At 40.3% G+C, this 18,317-nt stretch carries 15 protein-coding genes, 6 tRNA genes and 1 pseudogene; 15 read left to right on the forward strand and 7 right to left on the reverse strand.

The window, feature by feature from the left end; genetic code table 11:
* Positions 1-217: 217 nt before the first annotated feature.
* The gene (locus BHC51_RS02990; protein WP_100100386.1) at positions 218-706 is read right to left on the reverse strand and encodes a GNAT family N-acetyltransferase; all 489 of its coding nucleotides are present in this window, start codon (positions 704-706) and stop codon (positions 218-220) included.
* 146 nt (positions 707-852) lie between these two features.
* On the opposite strand from BHC51_RS02990, the pseudogene msrAB reads away from it, so the two are divergent.
* The 9 genes and pseudogenes from msrAB to BHC51_RS03030 form a co-directional block, all read left to right on the forward strand.
* A pseudogene (gene msrAB / locus BHC51_RS02995) lies at positions 853-1,845 on the forward strand (bifunctional peptide-methionine (S)-S-oxide reductase MsrA/peptide-methionine (R)-S-oxide reductase MsrB); the annotation flags it as partial.
* 245 nt (positions 1,846-2,090) lie between these two features.
* Positions 2,091-2,663, forward strand: coding sequence for a CDP-diacylglycerol--glycerol-3-phosphate 3-phosphatidyltransferase (gene pgsA, locus BHC51_RS03000; RefSeq protein WP_100100384.1), 573 nt, complete (start codon positions 2,091-2,093; stop codon positions 2,661-2,663).
* 107 nt (positions 2,664-2,770) lie between these two features.
* Positions 2,771-2,846 (forward strand) — tRNA-Gly (locus BHC51_RS03005).
* Between the two features lie 31 nt (positions 2,847-2,877).
* Positions 2,878-2,953 (forward strand) — tRNA-Gly (locus tag BHC51_RS03010).
* A 32-nt stretch (positions 2,954-2,985) separates the two neighbouring features.
* A tRNA-Gly gene (locus BHC51_RS03015) sits at positions 2,986-3,061 on the forward strand.
* A gap of 45 nt (positions 3,062-3,106) precedes the next feature.
* A tRNA-Cys gene (locus BHC51_RS03020) sits at positions 3,107-3,180 on the forward strand.
* 23 nt (positions 3,181-3,203) lie between these two features.
* Positions 3,204-3,278: transfer RNA gene (locus BHC51_RS12630), tRNA-Cys, on the forward strand.
* Positions 3,279-3,323: 45 nt separating this feature from the next.
* Positions 3,324-3,414, forward strand: a tRNA-Leu gene (locus BHC51_RS03025).
* A gap of 546 nt (positions 3,415-3,960) precedes the next feature.
* On the forward strand, positions 3,961-4,431 hold the full coding sequence (locus BHC51_RS03030) for an OB-fold protein (RefSeq protein ID WP_306807521.1): 471 nt from the start codon (positions 3,961-3,963) through the stop codon (positions 4,429-4,431).
* Between the two features lie 408 nt (positions 4,432-4,839).
* Here BHC51_RS03030 and BHC51_RS03035 read toward each other — a convergent pair whose 3' ends face one another.
* The 3 genes from BHC51_RS03035 to BHC51_RS03045 form a co-directional block, all read right to left on the reverse strand.
* The gene (locus tag BHC51_RS03035) at positions 4,840-6,003 is read right to left on the reverse strand and encodes an FAD-dependent monooxygenase (RefSeq protein WP_100153281.1); all 1,164 of its coding nucleotides are present in this window, start codon (positions 6,001-6,003) and stop codon (positions 4,840-4,842) included.
* Between the two features lie 27 nt (positions 6,004-6,030).
* The gene (locus BHC51_RS03040; RefSeq protein ID WP_100153282.1) at positions 6,031-7,221 is read right to left on the reverse strand and encodes an FAD-dependent monooxygenase; all 1,191 of its coding nucleotides are present in this window, start codon (positions 7,219-7,221) and stop codon (positions 6,031-6,033) included.
* A 314-nt stretch (positions 7,222-7,535) separates the two neighbouring features.
* On the reverse strand, positions 7,536-8,735 hold the full coding sequence (locus BHC51_RS03045) for an MFS transporter (protein WP_100153283.1): 1,200 nt from the start codon (positions 8,733-8,735) through the stop codon (positions 7,536-7,538).
* 684 nt (positions 8,736-9,419) lie between these two features.
* On the opposite strand from BHC51_RS03045, the gene BHC51_RS03050 reads away from it, so the two are divergent.
* The 6 genes from BHC51_RS03050 to BHC51_RS03075 all read left to right on the forward strand — a co-directional run bounded on the left by BHC51_RS03050 (position 9,420) and on the right by BHC51_RS03075 (position 15,260).
* Positions 9,420-9,902 (forward strand): Lrp/AsnC family transcriptional regulator, encoded by a 483-nt coding sequence (locus BHC51_RS03050; protein WP_100100380.1) that lies wholly within the window; start codon positions 9,420-9,422, stop codon positions 9,900-9,902.
* A 107-nt stretch (positions 9,903-10,009) separates the two neighbouring features.
* Positions 10,010-10,591: a DUF1415 domain-containing protein gene (locus tag BHC51_RS03055; RefSeq protein WP_100124146.1), complete on the forward strand. Its 582-nt coding sequence runs from the start codon at positions 10,010-10,012 to the stop codon at positions 10,589-10,591.
* Between the two features lie 206 nt (positions 10,592-10,797).
* On the forward strand, positions 10,798-12,255 hold the full coding sequence (locus BHC51_RS03060) for a sodium:proton antiporter (RefSeq protein ID WP_100153284.1): 1,458 nt from the start codon (positions 10,798-10,800) through the stop codon (positions 12,253-12,255).
* Between the two features lie 40 nt (positions 12,256-12,295).
* On the forward strand, positions 12,296-12,988 hold the full coding sequence (locus BHC51_RS03065) for a pseudouridine synthase (protein WP_100124148.1): 693 nt from the start codon (positions 12,296-12,298) through the stop codon (positions 12,986-12,988).
* A gap of 6 nt (positions 12,989-12,994) precedes the next feature.
* The gene (locus BHC51_RS03070) at positions 12,995-13,636 is read left to right on the forward strand and encodes a trimeric intracellular cation channel family protein (RefSeq protein ID WP_100153285.1); all 642 of its coding nucleotides are present in this window, start codon (positions 12,995-12,997) and stop codon (positions 13,634-13,636) included.
* Positions 13,637-14,132: 496 nt separating this feature from the next.
* Complete coding sequence (locus BHC51_RS03075; RefSeq protein ID WP_100124150.1) at positions 14,133-15,260, forward strand: Tim44 domain-containing protein; 1,128 nt, start codon at positions 14,133-14,135, stop codon at positions 15,258-15,260.
* A gap of 32 nt (positions 15,261-15,292) precedes the next feature.
* Here BHC51_RS03075 and BHC51_RS03080 read toward each other — a convergent pair whose 3' ends face one another.
* The 3 genes from BHC51_RS03080 to cls all read right to left on the reverse strand — a co-directional run bounded on the left by BHC51_RS03080 (position 15,293) and on the right by cls (position 18,129).
* Positions 15,293-15,484, reverse strand: a complete 192-nt coding sequence (locus BHC51_RS03080; protein ID WP_100153286.1) for a hypothetical protein — start codon at positions 15,482-15,484, stop codon at positions 15,293-15,295.
* A gap of 273 nt (positions 15,485-15,757) precedes the next feature.
* Positions 15,758-16,252: a Plug domain-containing protein gene (locus BHC51_RS03085; RefSeq protein WP_100153287.1), complete on the reverse strand. Its 495-nt coding sequence runs from the start codon at positions 16,250-16,252 to the stop codon at positions 15,758-15,760.
* A gap of 383 nt (positions 16,253-16,635) precedes the next feature.
* Positions 16,636-18,129, reverse strand: coding sequence for a cardiolipin synthase (cls, locus tag BHC51_RS03090; RefSeq protein ID WP_100153288.1), 1,494 nt, complete (start codon positions 18,127-18,129; stop codon positions 16,636-16,638).
* Between the last annotated feature and the right edge of the window lie 188 nt (positions 18,130-18,317).

The following is an 18,317-nucleotide window of genomic DNA, read 5'->3' on the forward strand; positions in this document are numbered from 1 at the left end:
TGTATAAGAACGAATTCGTTGTCATTGTTGATTCATTCAATTGAATTAAAAAACTGGGCTTATTAATTATTTATATAGATTAAGAAAAATAGGAATTCTAAGAATTTTCACCTTTCACTGACAAACAACAATAATAAATCAAATATTTAAGAAACAAACAGACTACTCACTCCTAAGCTACAGGCCAGATAATAAATTTGTACTTTTACAAGCAAATCTACTCAGTTAAATATTTACGCATTAGTAAACAGTTAACCGTAACCTCATTATTGAGTGGCAGAGCACATTCACCCAGCGAAGTATATCCATTGATTTCATAAAATTTAACCGAATTCAGCGATGCATACAATTTCAACAAGCCCAAACCTGCACAACTGGCAACATCTTCAGCACGCTGTAAAAGTGCAGTTCCTAACCCCTGATTATGCACAAAGGGATGAATATATAGCGCATCCAATTGTGCTTCCACTAAATCCATCTGAAAGAAACCCTGAATATGCCCTTTATAATCTACTACCCATAAAGCTTTATTCGCATCCGTCATCGTATGCAGATAACTTTCAACATTCAATAATGACAACCATGTTTTCAATACTGTTTCATTATATTTGCGCGCACAGGTATATTGCACCGCATAGCGATGAGCATTGAAAATATCTTCGCAGTCTTCAGGTCGTGCCGGACGTAAATAAGTAATAATACTCATATAATCTTCAACCAATACAGCAATACATAAATTAACCAGAATCGAATACAGATTTTATATCACCCATATATAATTAAGCAAAACAACATCTTTCATTCAATACAAGCTAGTGCTAGCATATACACATACATCACACAAGGATATGAAATAACATTATGAATATAAAAATTATTTATCTTGCCGGTGGCTGTTTTTGGGGTATGGAAGGCTATTTTAAACGATTAAACGGTGTGCTAACTACGCAAACAGGTTATGCCAACGGGCATACCGAAAACCCAAGTTATGAAGAAGTTTGCAAACAAAACACTGGTCATGCCGAAACCATAAAAGTTGAATACGATGCAGATGTTCTGCCCTTAACCGATATACTGCGCCATTTTTTCCGTATCATAGACCCCACTAGCCTGAACCGTCAGGCACATGATATTGGTACTCAATACCGCAGTGGTATTTACTATACTGATACTGCCGACCGAGATGTTATTCAGGCTGCAATCAAAGCTGAACAGGGTCGTTATGAAGCAACCATCGTAGTCGAAAACCTGCCTTTACAACAATTTTTCCCTGCTGAAGAATATCATCAGGACTACCTGAACAAAAACCCTCAGGGCTATTGCCATATCGATCTACAAAAAGCCCGCGAACCCTTGCCTGAGCTTCCCAAAACGGCAACTGCCGTTCAAGCATATGATGCCAGAACTTTCCATAAACCCGATGCTGCAACTTTACATCAGCAGCTAGGTGAAGAAGTTTATCAAATCACACAGAACGCAGGCACTGAGCGTCCATATAGTCATCCGTACGATGAATTGTTTGTTCCTGGTATTTATGTCGATATTGTGAGCGGAGAACCACTTTTCAGCTCACGAGACAAATTTAATTCCGGCTGTGGCTGGCCTGCGTTCAGCCAACCCATACAGCCAGAAGTAATCAGCGAACATCAGGATAACAGTCTTGGTATGCAGCGTACTGAAGTACGCAGCCATCAGGCAGATTCACATTTGGGTCATGTATTTCCGGATGGCCCACAGGAACGTGGAGGATTACGTTATTGTATCAACGGAGCCAGTCTGCGGTTTATCCCTTATGACGAAATGGATGCAGCAGGTTATGCTGCATATAAGGATATGGTCAAATAATCTCGCCTTCAGCCATGGGCAGTATGTACTGCTGAAGCATGCATATTGCCCGACATTAAGCCTGTCCAGATCATCCAGATTGCAATAAATTATTAATAACCACAACATGCCTGAGCTTAAATTAAATTCACATTAAATTTCATTTTCCAACGCAGGCGTGAATTAGCAATAAAAAATCACCTTAACGCTTTCAAACCGGTATCATGTAAACTAACCCAATCATAACCTCTCAGGAACACCCCGTTATGCCCTGGAATTTTCCGATATTGCTCACATGGTTGCGTATCCTTATCATTCCTGTATTTACCTTATTGTTTTACTTGCCTGCAGACTGGATTAGCGATCGTCAGATTATTAACTGGCTGGCAGCAGGCTTTTTTGCCGCAGCCGCAATAACTGACTGGTTTGATGGCTATCTGGCACGCCGCTGGGGGCAGACATCCAATTTCGGTGCTTTTCTCGATCCGGTTGCTGATAAGCTGATGGTAGCTGTAGCGCTGATATTACTGGTAGCCACTGGCCGCACTTATGCCATATTTGCCATGATTATTATTGGTCGTGAAATCACTATTTCCGCTTTACGAGAATGGATGGCTCAACTGGGCAAACGCAATAGTGTTGCCGTAGCTAAACTGGGCAAATTCAAAACCGCAGCACAGATGGGAGCTATTTTTCTTCTATTACTGACATCACCACCACTGGCTGAACCCAATCTGCTGTGGAAACTGGGAAATATTCTTATGCTTATTGCCTGCATTCTGACTATCTGGTCAATGTTTTATTATTTGAAGATGGCCACCAAAGAATTTAAATCCTGAAGAATCATAGTGAAAGCAAAAAATACCCCATTAATCCCGCTAATAACCTTGACACAATTTTTTTCATCGCTATAATGTTGCTTCTTCATTCAGCACGAATGAGAAACGCGGGAATAGCTCAGTTGGTAGAGCGCAACCTTGCCAAGGTTGAGGTCGCGAGTTCGAGACTCGTTTCCCGCTCCAAAAAACATGCTCACATGTATAAAGTGAATCTGCGGGAATAGCTCAGTTGGTAGAGCGCAACCTTGCCAAGGTTGAGGTCGCGAGTTCGAGACTCGTTTCCCGCTCCAAAAAAACATGCTCACATGTATAAAGTGAATTTGCGGGAATAGCTCAGTTGGTAGAGCGCAACCTTGCCAAGGTTGAGGTCGCGAGTTCGAGACTCGTTTCCCGCTCCAGATTTTTATTTAATAGTTGCTCTACCCGATTGAGTAAATATTTAAGGCGGGATGGCAGAGTGGTCATGCAGCGGACTGCAAATCCGTGTACGCCGGTTCGATTCCGACTCCCGCCTCCAGATACTATGTAAATAGCCTTTATGGCGGGGTGGCAGAGTGACTATGCCACAGTGTGCAAAGCTGTGTAGGCCGGTTTAAATCCGCGCCCCCGCCTCCAAAATGAATTTAATGCACTTTGTGTATTAAGATTTATTACTACCCTGCCCGGGTGGTGAAATTGGTAGACACAACGGACTTAAAATCCGTCGGCTCTTAAAACGGCCGTGCCGGTTCGATTCCGGCCCCGGGCACCATAAAAACAGAAAAAGACCGCGTGAGCTGGTCTTTTTTTATTTTATCTTCACTAGTCTTCTAAATATTTATTAATCCAGCTTGTGCGCCTATGCGGATTCCTATTACTGCGCAAAACGCTTCTGAACAAAATTCTGCCTATTTCGTCATATCATACTAGACTGTGAATAACTACTATTACTGCGACAATCAGCTCTAGTGTTAACGCCAAACTACCCATATCAAACTGACTCAGTCTGAAAAATTACCACGATTAAACTATATAAATCAGAAAATATATTTAACTAATCGAATTACTCATGAGCAATAAATCCAGAATGAAATATAATTTTATAATTTCATACGAGTAGATAGGTTAATTTATATACATTTACACTGTAGACAACTCCAAAATAACTTTTCAATATATTTGCTAATATAATATAATTAATTATAATATATTTTAATATTTAGAAATATTTATTAATTATATTTAAATTAACAAATAGAATATTTAATTTTGTACAGGAGTATTTGACTTGAAAAACGCTGTAAAATGAATTGTAATTATTGTTGTTATTTTAATTATATTAGGCATTGTATTTGGTAAGAACGACACTAAACCAGAAATAAATCAGAGTTCTTCTGCTCCAGCAGCTTCAAATGCAACAGCCTCTGCAACAACTACTGGTAATCATACCGATGTAACAGAAAATGAAGAAGCATTAATTAAAGTTACGTCAAATGAGTTACTGAAAGCCTATAAAGCAAATGAAGTGGCCGCAAATAAAAAATTTAAAGATAAAAAATTATCTATCAGTGGCACTATTAACAGTATTGAAGCCGGATTGGGAGATGAACCATATGTAGTACTTAAAGCTGGCGATGAATTTGAAATAGATATGCCTCAGGCGAAATTGGCCACTAGCGAAACCGATAAAGCAGCCAACCTGAAAAAAGGTCAAAAAATCAATATGATTTGTACGGGTGATAGCGAATTTGCTGGTACACCAATGCTGAGTGATTGTATTATTCAATAAGCTAAGTTAATCTGATTGGCCTTTAATTCAAATATATCCTCTCACTTCTATGATTATTAATTATTAATAACCATAGAAGTGAGAGGCTATTTCATTTTCAGGACTCAAAGATTTTCAATACTATGAATGTAAGTACTCTTACATCTTCAAGCGCGAACTTTTAAATAGAAGCTTTGATCACATAATTTATAAAAGCAAGAAGTAAAAACTAAAATATAACTCTGCGTAATAAGTAAATTAACCTTACTGACTGGGAAAGTACTACTAAATTTAATGTCTGACTTATAATTAACAAACGCATGCTCAGAATAACATTAACGTTTCTAAATTGTTGAATAATAGATTACAATTAACTTCCAAAACGTTAGTATGAAAGTTTAGGGAGAATATAATATTTGGGTAATATCGTTATAAACCCATAGCCTGACGAATCAGCCTGTTCTTAATCATCCACGAATAATCAACCAAATTTAGTCCCTGATTACGCAGCCAGCCTATGCCGGGTAAATCATCATTGGCAAACAACCTGAACAATCCATCACATCCATGCTGCATCATACGTACCGCCAATAACCTTGAACGCTGATATTGCCTAAGCAATGACCAGCTCCCTATGTCACTGGTTTGTGCCAGCAGATTACTGAGACACTGCACATCAGCAAAACCCAGATTGACCCCCTGTCCTGCCAGCGGATGAACAGTATGTGCTGCATCACCAATCAAAGCGACACGTTGGCTGATAACTGTTTTAGGCTGACGTTTTATTAGATCAAAAGTGAACATTGGTGTGGTTGACGTTAGTTCGCCCAATTTGAACTGGCCAGCCTGAGCAACTTGCCAAGCAAAATCCTTCTCAGCCAACATAGTTAGTTTTTCGGCATTAGCCGTTGACCACACGATAGAAATCTGTTGTTGTGGTAAAGGCAAATAAGCGAGGATATCGCCACCTCGGAACCATTGGTATGCACAACCTTGATGTGGCTCGGCTATACTAAAATTGGCCACTATGGCCTGCTGCTGGTAAGGAGAAGCGATTACCTCAATTCCAACCTGTTCACGCAACCATGAATTTGCACCATCAGCTCCCACTAATAACTGACTACGATAAGACTCGTTATTTTCAAGAGTTATCTGTGCTGACCAGATATCGGTTTTAACTGACCGTGGCCGGCTTTCTGCTACCATTACACCATTTTCTGCCAGTGCCAACCATATTTTTGCCAATAAATAGCGATTTTCCAGCATATAATTCAAACACGGCACTTTTACACTGGATGCTTCAAAGCTGATATATCCATGATCATCACCAAACACTTGCATACTACTTACAGCCTGTACCCTTTCTGCAGGCCAGACATCTAATTTGCTTAGAAACTGCTGATTAGCCGGACTGACAGCATAGATACGCGCATCCCAGGACTGAGACAGAATGCTTAAACTGGTTTGTGGTGGCTTTTTTTCCAGTAACAGCACCTTTTTACCCTGCTGATGCAAAGCCAGAGCCAGTGTGGCACCAACAAGCCCACCGCCCAAAATAGTGACATCAAAATCATACTGCTGGTTATTACTCATATTACCTTCCACATTGATAAAGCAGTTTCATTTAGCCAGATGATTAGAATGCTGATTGAGGCCAAAAACCAATTGTTTAGTAAACCTGTACCTTAATGCAGGTAGCGCACCCAGAATACCCATACCCAGGCTTTGTGCGTATTCCAGCTCGCTATGGGCATGATCAAATAGCTGTACCAGAATATGGGTAAAGCCAACAACTGCATGAGCGTCATAAGCACGTGCCTGCGCATATTCTCTGGCTAAAGTAGCATTATTCAATGCTTTGATATCAGCCATGCCAAATATCTTATTGAGCGTTTCAGCATCGCGCACACCGAGATTGAGACCTTGAGCCGCAACCGGATGCATGGTTTGGGCTGCGTTACCGATACAGATTACCCGCTGACTATATACCTGATTGAGCTGACGCAATCTGAGCGGAAAAGTCGTCGGCTCTCCCATCTGACGCAACTGACCAAATCGGTTTCCCAATACAGCCTGTAATTGCTGATTAAATGCATATATATCCTGCCGCAGGCGTTGCTGCGCTTCTTCGGGAGTACAAGTCCATACCAAACGAAAATCATCACCATAAGGCAGTAATGCAAGCGGACCATTTCGGGTAAAACGTTCATAGGCAATAGCCTGATTACTCGATTCAAATCTCAAAGTATTTACCAGTGCCTGCTGTCGGTAATCATGGCTGCGTACCCGAATATCCGGTAAACTGGCGGCCAGATTCCCTCCCTCAGCGAGAATTAGCCATTGCGCAGTCAGAACATGCTGTCGTTGCTGGTATACACATTGTATTGAAGCCCAATGAGCGGTACTGTGTATTTGTTTTACTGTAGTCTGCCATTGCACCGGTACACGATATTTTTGCAATGCCTTTTCACAGGCACGTAATAGTCTCACATAATCAATTGTGGCTCCAAGATAAGGTAGATTAATTTCCTTGGCTGTAAGCAATACGCGACCAAAATGCTGTTGTCGTGATACATGTACTTCCTGAATAAAAGTAAATATATCATCAGGTAAATCTACTCCTGCCTGTCGAAAAGCCTGAATACTGTGATACGACAAAGCCAGCGTACGCTGGTCGGTTAGATTGCTATCAACAGCACGCGCTTCCAGCAGTAGCACGGGTTTACCCTGCTGCTGTAACATCAGGGCGGCAAGCATACCAACAGGGCCAGCACCGATGATAATAAACGGATAATGTGACAATGGCTGCATAGTTCGCCCTTTTACAAACAAATAATCTGATTCTAACGTAATTCATCAGTAAAGAAACGAAAAACCGTCTGAAATAAACTGAACAATAAACAATCAGAAAGATATAAAGCGAACCAGAATAGATAGCGTGCACATTATCTGTTAACAGAAAAGCGAATAATATAAAACACTCTGCTATCAATTAGCATTGGACTTAATTCAGATTATTAAGCTGGGGTGATACCAATTAGGCCATTTTTCCTTAAAGAAATATGAATAAATTCAGCACACGAACAAAACAGAGCACCACCTGACACTGGTGTTTTATAACGTAGTCAGTTATTGCAGTTCATCTCTTTTCGCATCAAAACTCCGCCAATCAACATCGCCATCAATTGTGCGCTAATCAAAGTAACTGCGGTCATAAACCAACCACCATTCTCAAAAGCATGACCACAAAGCACAGAACCAGCAAAACCACCTGCGTAGTAACACATGTAATATAGACCGGAGGCCAGTGAACGTCCTTCAGTAACATTAGCAGATATATAAGTGATGGTGGAGGATTGAGTAATGAAAATACCACTACTCATAATAGCCAGAGCCAATACAATCAACCATAACGGATGCAACAGCGTTAGCAAAACCCCAATAATAGACAAGCTCATGGCAATTAAAACTGTGAAATTGGTACCAAACTTAACAATCAAACGTGCCGATAGCGGTGTAATGACCATACCGATTAAATACACGGCAAATATATTGGCTAATTGTGCACTGGAAAGATTATAAGGTGGCTGATCAAGATACAGATTGATATAGGTAAAACAGCCAACCAGAGAAAATAGCACACAAAAACCCAGTGCACAGGCAGCAAGAACATAGCGGTTATGTAAATGATGCCAGAGAGTAACCAATGCAGTTGAAACTTGTGGTTTGGCTTCGAATTTTTGCGATGCTGGTAGATTACGCCATACTAAGAAAGCTCCAAACGCACTGATAATACCCATTACCATAAATGCATGCCGCCAACCCATAAATTCAGTCAGGTATCCCATCAGAAACCGGCCGAGAAAACCTCCCAGTACAGTACCAGAAACATAAAAACCCATTAACCTGATGCGCGCATTACCGGAAAACTCCTCACCTATATAAGCCAGCAAAACCACTGTTATGCCAGGAACAGCTAGCCCCTGCATAAAACGCAGCCACCATAATAGACTTATATTGTGAACAAAAGATAACGCAAGAGTAGGAATAGTAATAAAGATAATTGAACCAACAATAAACGCTTTGCGCCCTAATGCATCCGATATCATGCCTAAAAGCGGGGACATAAACGCCACAGCCAGAATGGTGGCGCCTACCGTAGAACCAATTGTTGCGGCACTTGCCTGAAATTCCTGCATCAGTACAGGCAAAATAGACTGAACGGAATAAACCTGAACAAAAGCCAAAGCACCGGTTATCAGCACAGTAATAATTAAGGCAAGATTCAACCTGATTTGAATAGAAGCTATAGAGGAGTTGGACATAATCAATTAAACCATTCTTTATTATTCGTCAATCATCTGACGTGATTTGAATAATTGCAAAGCTAATATTACTAATAATCATTTGGAGTTAACTTTTTGTTGCGAGCTGATTATACCGCTTATTGGGATTGTTGCTTTTCTGGTTAACAATTATTAAAAAGCCAAATATTTTAATTTTTTTATGACTGTATTTATTTTGATTATTATTAGCTATTAAAAATATACCAAAAGTTAATAAATTTAGTTACTAGAGAGAATGAATCACAAGACATAGTAGCCATAGTCTATTATGGCCAGAACTTTAATAAATTTTAATAATTTTAAAACAAACTTAATAAAAGAAAGTTTAATTAATAGTTTGAGCTGAATTGTTTTTAATTATTGCTTTTATTACTTCTTTTTAGTGTAAACTGAAAACAAGTCGGAACATAAATGCTATGCAACTTTAACCTAAGCATTAATTTTTCATTTAAAACATATTATTATCATCAGTTTTTATATAATCAAGGAAAACAGATAAACAAAAATCATTTAGAATAACTAGTATAAATTTTAGATTAATGTCAAAATAACATCTATTTTTGTAATTAAGTGCAATTTTGCAAGCTATGTAAACCTTTATCTTAATTTATTTATCTCCGCCTGTAGCATTGCTGCAGCAGCAAACCTCAGGATCCTTGCATTATGTCAATAAGTTTTTTAGATAAAACCGACCTAAAAATTCTGCAAGTTTTACAAGACAACGGTCGTCTTAGCAATGTTGAACTATCCGAACGAGTAGCTTTATCGCCTTCCCCTTGTTTACGCCGATTAAAGCAGCTAGAAGAATCTGGCATTATCCGCCGCTATGCAGCCCTGTTAGACCCGTGTCATGTTGCACTTGGGCTTCAGGCATTTATCCGCGTGAGTGTCAACAAAAGCAAACAATCCCGGGATGAATTTACTCTGGCTGTGCAGCGCTGGCCACAAGTACTAAACTGCTTTGCACTTACCGGTGAATCCGACTATATTCTTCAGGCTTTTTTTTCCGATATAAATTCTTTTTCCCATTTTATATTGGAAACGCTACTGGCCACACCCGGTGTTGAAGATGCCAAATCAAGTTTTGTCTTAAAAGAAATTAAGACAACTACCTCATTGCCGCTAGAACATCTGAATATCGGCTAGTGGTCACAGTACGAAACAGAAAGCTGAATAACACGATTAATGGGATTTCAGCCATTCATTGATTCAAGCCGTGCAGCTGTATCTGCCCTCAGGTAAAATTAGAGCTTATGACTATATCTTCTACTGCTGATGAAAATGTTATCGAAGCCTGCCGCCAGTGGCTGGAAATGGCTGTTATCGGCCTGAATCTTTGCCCTTTTGCTCGAAAGCCCTATAATTTGAACAGGCTTCGATTTACTCTTAGTCATGCCAGACATCTGGATGCATTTCTCGAATTACTTGAACGGGAAATCCTGCTTTTGTTGCAGACACCAGCAATTGAAATAGAAACCACTTTAGTAATCGAACCACAATTATTTGCTGATTTTGATGTTTTTCTGGATGTAGTGACATTAGCAGAACAAATACTTCAAGATGTTAATGCCAATGGTACTATACAGATAGCCCCCTTTCACCCCGATTTTCAGTTTGCCGATGAGCCATATAATGACATCACTAACTATACTAATCGCAGTCCTTACCCTATTTTGCATCTGATTCGTGAAAGCAGTATAGATCAGGCTGTTGCAGCCTTTCCTGACGCAGCAACTATCTATGAACGTAATAAAGCACTATTGCGCCAGATGGGCACTGAAGGCTGGGCAAAATTGGGAATAGAATATCCGATGAGAAAACAGAAAAAGCATTAAGCTGATGAATACATCAAGCCTTGGTCGAATATTTACTTATCTACAAATTTGCAGCAACTTATACTTTCAAAGTTAAAAACATGGCTAAAAATATCATTAGCCAATCCACAATCTTTAATAACAGCCGTTCAATTATCAAGCAGTTCTTCAACCTAGTATGGTTTTGTTGTTAAAATCACTGTTGTTTACATAATACATAGTACAGAATGACGCCGGTTAAATTTCATTATTCGCAGTCAATTATTTCATCGTTACGCCAGAATGGCCACATACTCCAATTGCTAACCGCAGTCATTTGTATCTCTTTCCCGTTACCTGCGCTGGCTTCCAGCTTGCCTGTCAGAGAATTAAATCTGTGGTGGTGTATCCCTTTTGCTGGGACACTGCTGTCCATTGCAGTGTGTCCAATGCTGCTGCCAAATATATGGCATAAGCATAGTGGTAAGATTATTGGCCTTTGGTGTAGTTTATTTCTGCTACCTCTAAGCTGGCGCTATGGTATATCAACTGGTATTTCTCTCACGTTACATGCCCTAATAGAGGAATATATCCCTTTTATACTTTTGTTGCTGTCGTTATATACTCTGTCTGGCGGCATTGTGATTCAGAATAATAACATTGGCAGCGTCAGATTAAATATTTCACTTTTGGCTACAGGTACACTTCTGGCAGGCTTAATGGGGACTACCGGGGCAGCCATGCTGCTTATCCGACCATTATTGCGTGCCAACGCACATCGGCATCATTGCACTCATGTTGTTGTATTTTTTATTTTTCTAGTGGCCAATATCGGCGGTGGATTAACACCACTTGGTGATCCTCCGTTATTTCTAGGATTTCTGAAAGGCATTGGTTTTCAGTGGACATTAAGTCATATGTTAATACCAGTGCTAGTAAACACTCTGGTCTTACTATTAGTCTTCTTCTGTATTGATTCCTATTTGTGGAAACATGAACCAAAAGCTACTTCTGTAGCACAGCAAACTACTGCATCCTTAACTATTCAAGGCAAAGCTAATCTGGTGCTATTGCTTGCAGTAACTTGCGTAATACTGTTTTCAGGTATATGCAAGACTGCGCCAGTCTGGCATGTTTATGGAATTGAAATCAGTCTTCTCGCATGGCTGCGTGATGGTTTACTGCTGATAATCACCTTATGCGGGCTGAAATTAACACCAGAAAAATTGCGCCGGCAAAATGACTTTAATTGGGCGCCAATGCAGGAAGTAAGTAAACTGTTTATCGGGATTTTCATTACCATTGCCCCAGTGATGGCCGTATTACAACTGGGCACATCCGGTGATTTTCAGGTAGTAGTACAACTGATTCAACATAATGGTGAACCAGTAAATGCTCTTTACTTCTGGATGAGCGGGCTATTATCTGGCTTTCTGGACAATGCACCTACCTATCTGGTGTTTTTTAATCTTGCCGGTGGAGATGCAGAAATACTGATGCAGTACTTTCCTAAAACATTATTGGCTATTTCAATGGGTTCAGTGTTTATGGGCGCGCTTAGTTATATTGGCAATGCACCTAATCTCATGATAAAAGCCATTGCCGAGCAACAGCGTGTTATTATGCCGAGCTTTTTTGGCTATATGGGATGGTCTGTAACTCTGCTTATCCCATTGTTTGTGCTGGATACACTACTGTTTTTTTAATTTATCTCAAAGGTAACCAGCCAATAAGGTTTATTTAATTATGCAATTATTAAAATACCTGCAAGCGCAGGGGTTGGGTAGTCGCAAGCAATGTCAGGCACTAATTGCCGATGCAGCGGTACAAATAAATGGAATAGTCTATACTGATGCACGTACGGATATTGATCCACTGAGTGTTAGTAGCCTAAAAATTGATGATGTGAATCTGACACCAGTACCCCTTCCCTATTTTTATATTCTCTTACACAAACCAGCCGATTATGAAACTTCGCATAAACCGCAGTTTTATCCAAGTGTTTTCAGTTTACTGCCAGAACCGTTGCGGCATCTGGATATGCAGGCTGTCGGCCGGCTTGATGCCGACACAACCGGCGTCCTGATTCTTACTAATGATGGTCAATTTAACCATCGTTGTACTTCACCCAAGCATAAACTGCCAAAAGTTTATCGAGTTAGGTTGAAACATGCGGCAGATGATGAGCTGTGTACTACGCTAAAAAGCGGAGTTTTATTACATGACGATAATGAAACCGTACAAGCCGAAGCTGCCGAATTAATCAATGCTTATACCCTGCACCTAACCATTACATCTGGTAAATACCATCAGGTTAAACGCATGGTTGCGGCTGCTGGTAACCGTGTTGTTGCCTTACACCGCTGCACCTTCGGCCCATGGCAGGCTGATGATCTGCCAGTTGGCGGCTGGCGTTTTTTTCAACCAGAATCTGACTAATGAAATATGCTTAATACTGATCTTATTTTCCAGCTAATTAACATCATAGGAACAGCAGCATTTACTGTGTCTGGCTATCTGGTTGGTTTTCGCAAAAGACTTGATATTCTTGGGGTGGTGATTGTGGCCTTGCTTACTGCGGTAGGTGGCGGCATGATGCGTGATGCTCTGATTGGACACATTCCTATGATTTTTAAAAGTAATACGGCATTATGGACTATATTTATCACGCTTTTATTATCATGGATATTCCATTTACAGTATCAACGGCATCGGATTCTAGCCGTGTGGTTTGTGGCGGCTGATGCACTGGGACTGGCTGCATTTAGCTTAACTGGTGCGCAGGTTGGACTGTCGCTGGAATTAAACTGGTTTGGCGTGATTACACTGGCATTCTTCACTGCTGTAGGCGGTGGTATTCTGCGTGATATTCTGGTTAATGAAGTGCCAATCATTCTGCGCAGTGATATTTATGGCACTATTGCTATTATACTCGGCCTGCTATTATGCCTGCTGAATCACTGGAATGTAGTTACCCCATTAAGCATCAATTTGTTATTTGCCGGTGGAGTAATAAGTCGTTTACTCGCTTATCACTACAACATTACTCTGCCTGGATTTCAAAAAAAGAAAAATTACAAAATATAACAAAAGTACAAGAACTTTGGCTGCAAAAAACAGTCTAAGTCATTAAGATAATGTCCATACGCGGTAACAAGTGTATAAGATTAAGATTTAAAATCAGTTTTCAGTATTCTCTTGTCGAAATATTATTTTAGCCCTCTGCTGCTTCTCCCCTTGGCACAGAGGGTTCTTTTTATCCTGCATTTATATTCAGTAATACCTTATTACAGAAAAAAACTTATTTATCCATATTGATAAACAAATAATTATTCTTATTACCTTATCATCTGCGCTAAATTTTTTGACTGTATTTCTACTAAACTTCATACAACAATTATCTTTACATTACTATCAATCAATAATGCCTTTACACACAAAATTCTAATTCTTAATCCCAAAAGCAACCATAAAACTGTAAAATAGCTTAAATAATGCATATTTTTCCGCTTGAAATATTATTTTTCAGCGCTATGTACAGTAAAGTTAGTTTTAATATATTAGATATGAAAGTATCCAAGTGATGGACAATCGAAAATTACGTTGTATTGCTTCTGCGGTTATTCTCAGCCTGACACTGAGCCCATTAGCTGAAGCCAAACGAGTTGGTGGCGGTAGTAATCGCGGAATGTCACGTTCCAACTATTCCAGCTCATACAGCAGCCCATCTTACCAGTCCAACCGCAACAGCTATTCTAATTCATCTTCAAGCAGACTTGGAGGGGGCAATAATGCGGGTATGTCGCGTTCTTATTCCAATTCGGGCTCCAATTCGGGACGCAGTGATTATCGCAACAGTAATCAGAACAGTTATTCCAATCAAGCTCAGCCACGTGGAAACAACACTGCCCGGGTAATTGGTGCAGGTGTAGCTGGTGCAGCTATTGGTGCAATGGCAGGTCATGCAATGGCTAACCATAACCAGCAACAATCAGGTGTACCAGCTTCAAATACCGATAGTAATCACAATAACGCTGATACTGGTGGTACAGTAACTGACGATACCACAACTACTGCATCTACTAACGCCGATCAACAACAAGCACAACAACCACCTAAAAGCGGATTTAGCTGGTTTTGGTTAATTATTATTGCACTTGGTGGCTTTTACCTTTATCGCCGTTTCGCCACTAAAAAAAATAATCAGGCAAATATGCCTTATAGCAGTAATCATAATGCCAGTAATTTCACTTCGCTAAACAATAATGGCAATAGCAATCGTACCAATATATTCGGGCAAAATCTTGCCGCTAATAGCAATGGTACGATACAACACAACTCATCAGGTATGGCAGACGGAAGTAGCGCTGAAGCATTCCTACGCTTTGCCCGTCAGCGCTTTAATCATGTTCAATCAATGAATAATGCTTCTAATCTGGAAGAAATCCGCCGTTACTTTACACCAGAAATGTTTGCTGATATCCGCAATGATATCGTTAATAATCAGGACACTGCCGAATTCAGTAATCTGAATGCCGATCTGGTAGAAAGCACCGATGAGAACGGCCAATACATTGCCAGCGTCCGCTTCAGTGGCCTGGTAAGTGAGGAGTTAGGCAGTCCGCAACAACCTTTCAGTGAAGTATGGCATTTTATCAAACCTGTGGGTAGTCAGCAGGAGTGGTTAATCGCCGGAATTCAGCAAGATTAATCATTATTTGCCAGTAGATAATCGGAATCTAGTTACCTTGTTTCCAAATAAAAAGCACTGATTAAATCAGTGCTTTTTGTTTTAATCAGAAAATTTTCCCGAATGGACTGGTATTGCACTACATGCCGCCTGCCTGCATACATCATGGCATACAGACTGTTATGTTCGTTTATAGGTTTATCCCATGTAAAACCAGTCTGGCTCTGGTCAATTTCCTTGCGCATATTATAATTTTTAACGTTATGAGCTATCCGGCAAGGTTTTTTCTGTCATTGTTTACGCGTAATCTCACCGAGGTTAGCAGCCCAGATACGCACCTGATTCATGACTCAGTTCAAAGCACTGCTATCATTCAGATTCCAAGTAAATTTGGCATTATTCAGCACTTTGCGTGCATCACTGTTTTCTCGATAGCCATTGATTTCAAAGTAACTGGAATTGATATTATATGCTGGTAATAAGGCTGTATCGCTGCCTCCCTATACATGCAATAACGCTTATTGTTTAGAAAAATGGCCAGTATTGAAACCCAAACTGACACTAGGTTTACCTTCGTCTTCTCCTGTAGTCGCCAGAACAGTTCCACCTGAAGAATTACCATATAATGAAAAAAACAATCTGCTAAGCACTTCTATTTTCAAGAACGTTGAAATCAATATTAGAAGTTTGCCCCTGCCTGTTGGCATTGAAGCCAGAATACCATCAACATAAACCCGGATTCCCCCACCCCAAAGGCTGAACGAGCACCAAAACCGCGCATGAAAATCTGTATATCCTGAACGTAGTTCTCCCTCTTCAAAGCCTGTAATGCCTTTTAAGGCATCAGACATGTTAGTTTTAGACGTATTTGCCAGTTTATTCGCATTCACAGTGTAAATAAATGTTACTGCATTCAACCATGTTGCATTAATGCTTAAGGCATATACTGCAATATCCGACAGGTGAGCTTCAGCTTTACCGTTAATATAAGTTACAACCGGCTGTATTACCAATGATAAAACTAAAGCCTTAAATTGCGTGCCACACTATAGCTTAATACACTGAAAAATAAATATAAAATAACTACAACACCAACTAAGGCAAACGAATAGCATTTATGTATATTCTGCCAACCCAAAATCCTCTGCATCAGTATATTCCACATTTACAATGTAATCAGTTATTTATAAAAATCATTATAAATAAACATATTAATCATCAGAAATAAACCTGAATGCCGAAATATAAGCTTGGCAATAGAAATGTTGCTGACGAATGAACCACATTACAGCCAGCCTGAAAACAAATTTATAAGTAGGTTTGAACACCATTATCAGGCAATAAAAAATGCTGCCGGTTATCAGTCCAGACAGCATCTTTAAAGTTTTATTCAGTCTTACAGCAATGGGCCAACCAGACGCACTGTATTTTCTACCAGTCCCCACCATTTTGAACGCGCTTGCCATGCCTTGAGCTCAATAAATTTACAATCATGTAAATAACTGTTTTGTAACGCTACCACTCTCTCGGTCATACCTTCATCGTAAATGGCCAGACTAATTTCCATATTCAGATAAAAGCTGCGCATATCCATGTTTACAGTACCAAACAAGGTATAATCGCTATCAATAGTTAAGGTTTTAGCATGTAACAACCCGCCCTTAAACAGAGCAATTTTAACTCCGGCCTGTAGCAACATCGGATAATAAGCACGGGAAGCATATTTCACCAGTTTAGAGTCAACTGCTTCCGGTACAATCAGCGTAACATCCACACCACGGATAGCAGCCGTGGTTAGCGCCAACAACAAAGCATCATCAGGAACAAAATAAGGGGTGGTAATAATAATCCGGCGTGTAGCCGCATGAATGGCATTGACAATAGTGTCATATATAACCGGACTGCCTTGTTCCGGTGCAGACGGAATTACTTGCACTACCATGCCATTTTGCTCTTGTTGGGCAACCTGCAAATTATGCATAAGCGCCTGTTTGCCATAACTATCTACCCATTGCTGCACCTGCATAAGATTAGACTCAGTTTCTACCGCCATATCACCGGCAAACACCGCAGCCAGTGGTTGCACCAGACTACCCTCACAGCGCATCATGACATCTACCCATTGCCCGACACCGGCATCCTTCTTAAAAAAGCGTGGATCCACCAGATTAAAACTACCGGTATAGCCGATTTTCTGATCAATCACCGCAATTTTGCGATGATTGCGCAAATCTGCACGTACAAAAAAAGTACGCCAGATCTGAATGGGTAAAGCTTCAGTCAGGGTAATACCTGCACTGCGCAAACGATGCGGCCAGTCACTGCGCCAGAATCTGGCGCTGCCGATACTGTCAACCAGCATACTGGTTACCACACCACGTTGAGCTGCTGCCATGGCATCGTTGAGCAATGCTACAACTTCACCTTGAGGATCAACAATATAAAATGCCAGCAGACAACTAGTTTTAGCCTGCTGAATGTCGTGGCGAATAGCAGCAATGATTTCCTCATCATTCGTGAGCAGGGTTAGATGATTGTACTCCGTAGCGTTAAAACCGGTTTTATCTGCTGCAATCAGACTGATACCATGATAGCGTTCATTCAATCCACAACAGGCATGCTGATTAAAATCATGCAGATACGTTTCGCTAAATCTTTGATAGAACTTCACCAGCTCATGCTGCCGGCGCAAACGACGTGAACCCAGCCTTGGTTCCCCAATGAGTAAATAGCCCACGGCTCCAACTAAAGGGAAAGCCACCAACATCAAAATCCACGCAACAGATACTCCTGTATTACGCTGATGATATAGCACCCGTACCACTAATACAGTTACCACCACCACGTGTAACACAACAATAATTTCTGCCCATGGTATATTATGTAACATATAAGCCAACCTGTTGTTTCTGAAGCCCTCAGATACAGTAAATTATAAAGGGATAATCAGAAATCTGAAAAAATCAATTAAATAATGGCCAGACAAAAAATTCTGGCAGGTACAGGGAGTATCTCCTGTGCCTGCCGCAATAATAGGCTGTATAACCCTGCTTTATCTTTTTTAACTGGCCATTTGTT

It is taken from the genome of Snodgrassella alvi, from assembly GCF_002777745.1.
Classification (GTDB): Bacteria; Pseudomonadota; Gammaproteobacteria; order Burkholderiales; family Neisseriaceae; genus Snodgrassella; species Snodgrassella alvi_D.

What these genes read in the sequence shown, in the direction of transcription:
- BHC51_RS03040 (WP_100153282.1), bottom strand. Translation starts at nt 7,221, where the DNA reads ATGCAGCCATTGTCACATTATCCGTTTATTATCATCGGTGCTGGCCCT.
- BHC51_RS03065 (WP_100124148.1), top strand. Translation starts at nt 12,296, where the DNA reads ATGCAATTATTAAAATACCTGCAAGCGCAGGGGTTGGGTAGTCGCAAG.
- BHC51_RS03055 (WP_100124146.1), top strand. Translation starts at nt 10,010, where the DNA reads ATGACTATATCTTCTACTGCTGATGAAAATGTTATCGAAGCCTGCCGC.
- BHC51_RS03050 (WP_100100380.1), top strand. Translation starts at nt 9,420, where the DNA reads ATGTCAATAAGTTTTTTAGATAAAACCGACCTAAAAATTCTGCAAGTT.
- BHC51_RS03080 (WP_100153286.1), bottom strand. Translation starts at nt 15,484, where the DNA reads ATGCGCAAGGAAATTGACCAGAGCCAGACTGGTTTTACATGGGATAAA.
- BHC51_RS03070 (WP_100153285.1), top strand. Translation starts at nt 12,995, where the DNA reads ATGCTTAATACTGATCTTATTTTCCAGCTAATTAACATCATAGGAACA.
- BHC51_RS02990 (WP_100100386.1), bottom strand. Translation starts at nt 706, where the DNA reads ATGAGTATTATTACTTATTTACGTCCGGCACGACCTGAAGACTGCGAA.
- cls (WP_100153288.1), bottom strand. Translation starts at nt 18,129, where the DNA reads ATGTTACATAATATACCATGGGCAGAAATTATTGTTGTGTTACACGTG.
- BHC51_RS03035 (WP_100153281.1), bottom strand. Translation starts at nt 6,003, where the DNA reads ATGAGTAATAACCAGCAGTATGATTTTGATGTCACTATTTTGGGCGGT.
- BHC51_RS03060 (WP_100153284.1), top strand. Translation starts at nt 10,798, where the DNA reads ATGACGCCGGTTAAATTTCATTATTCGCAGTCAATTATTTCATCGTTA.
- pgsA (WP_100100384.1), top strand. Translation starts at nt 2,091, where the DNA reads ATGCCCTGGAATTTTCCGATATTGCTCACATGGTTGCGTATCCTTATC.
- BHC51_RS03075 (WP_100124150.1), top strand. Translation starts at nt 14,133, where the DNA reads ATGGACAATCGAAAATTACGTTGTATTGCTTCTGCGGTTATTCTCAGC.
- BHC51_RS03045 (WP_100153283.1), bottom strand. Translation starts at nt 8,735, where the DNA reads ATGTCCAACTCCTCTATAGCTTCTATTCAAATCAGGTTGAATCTTGCC.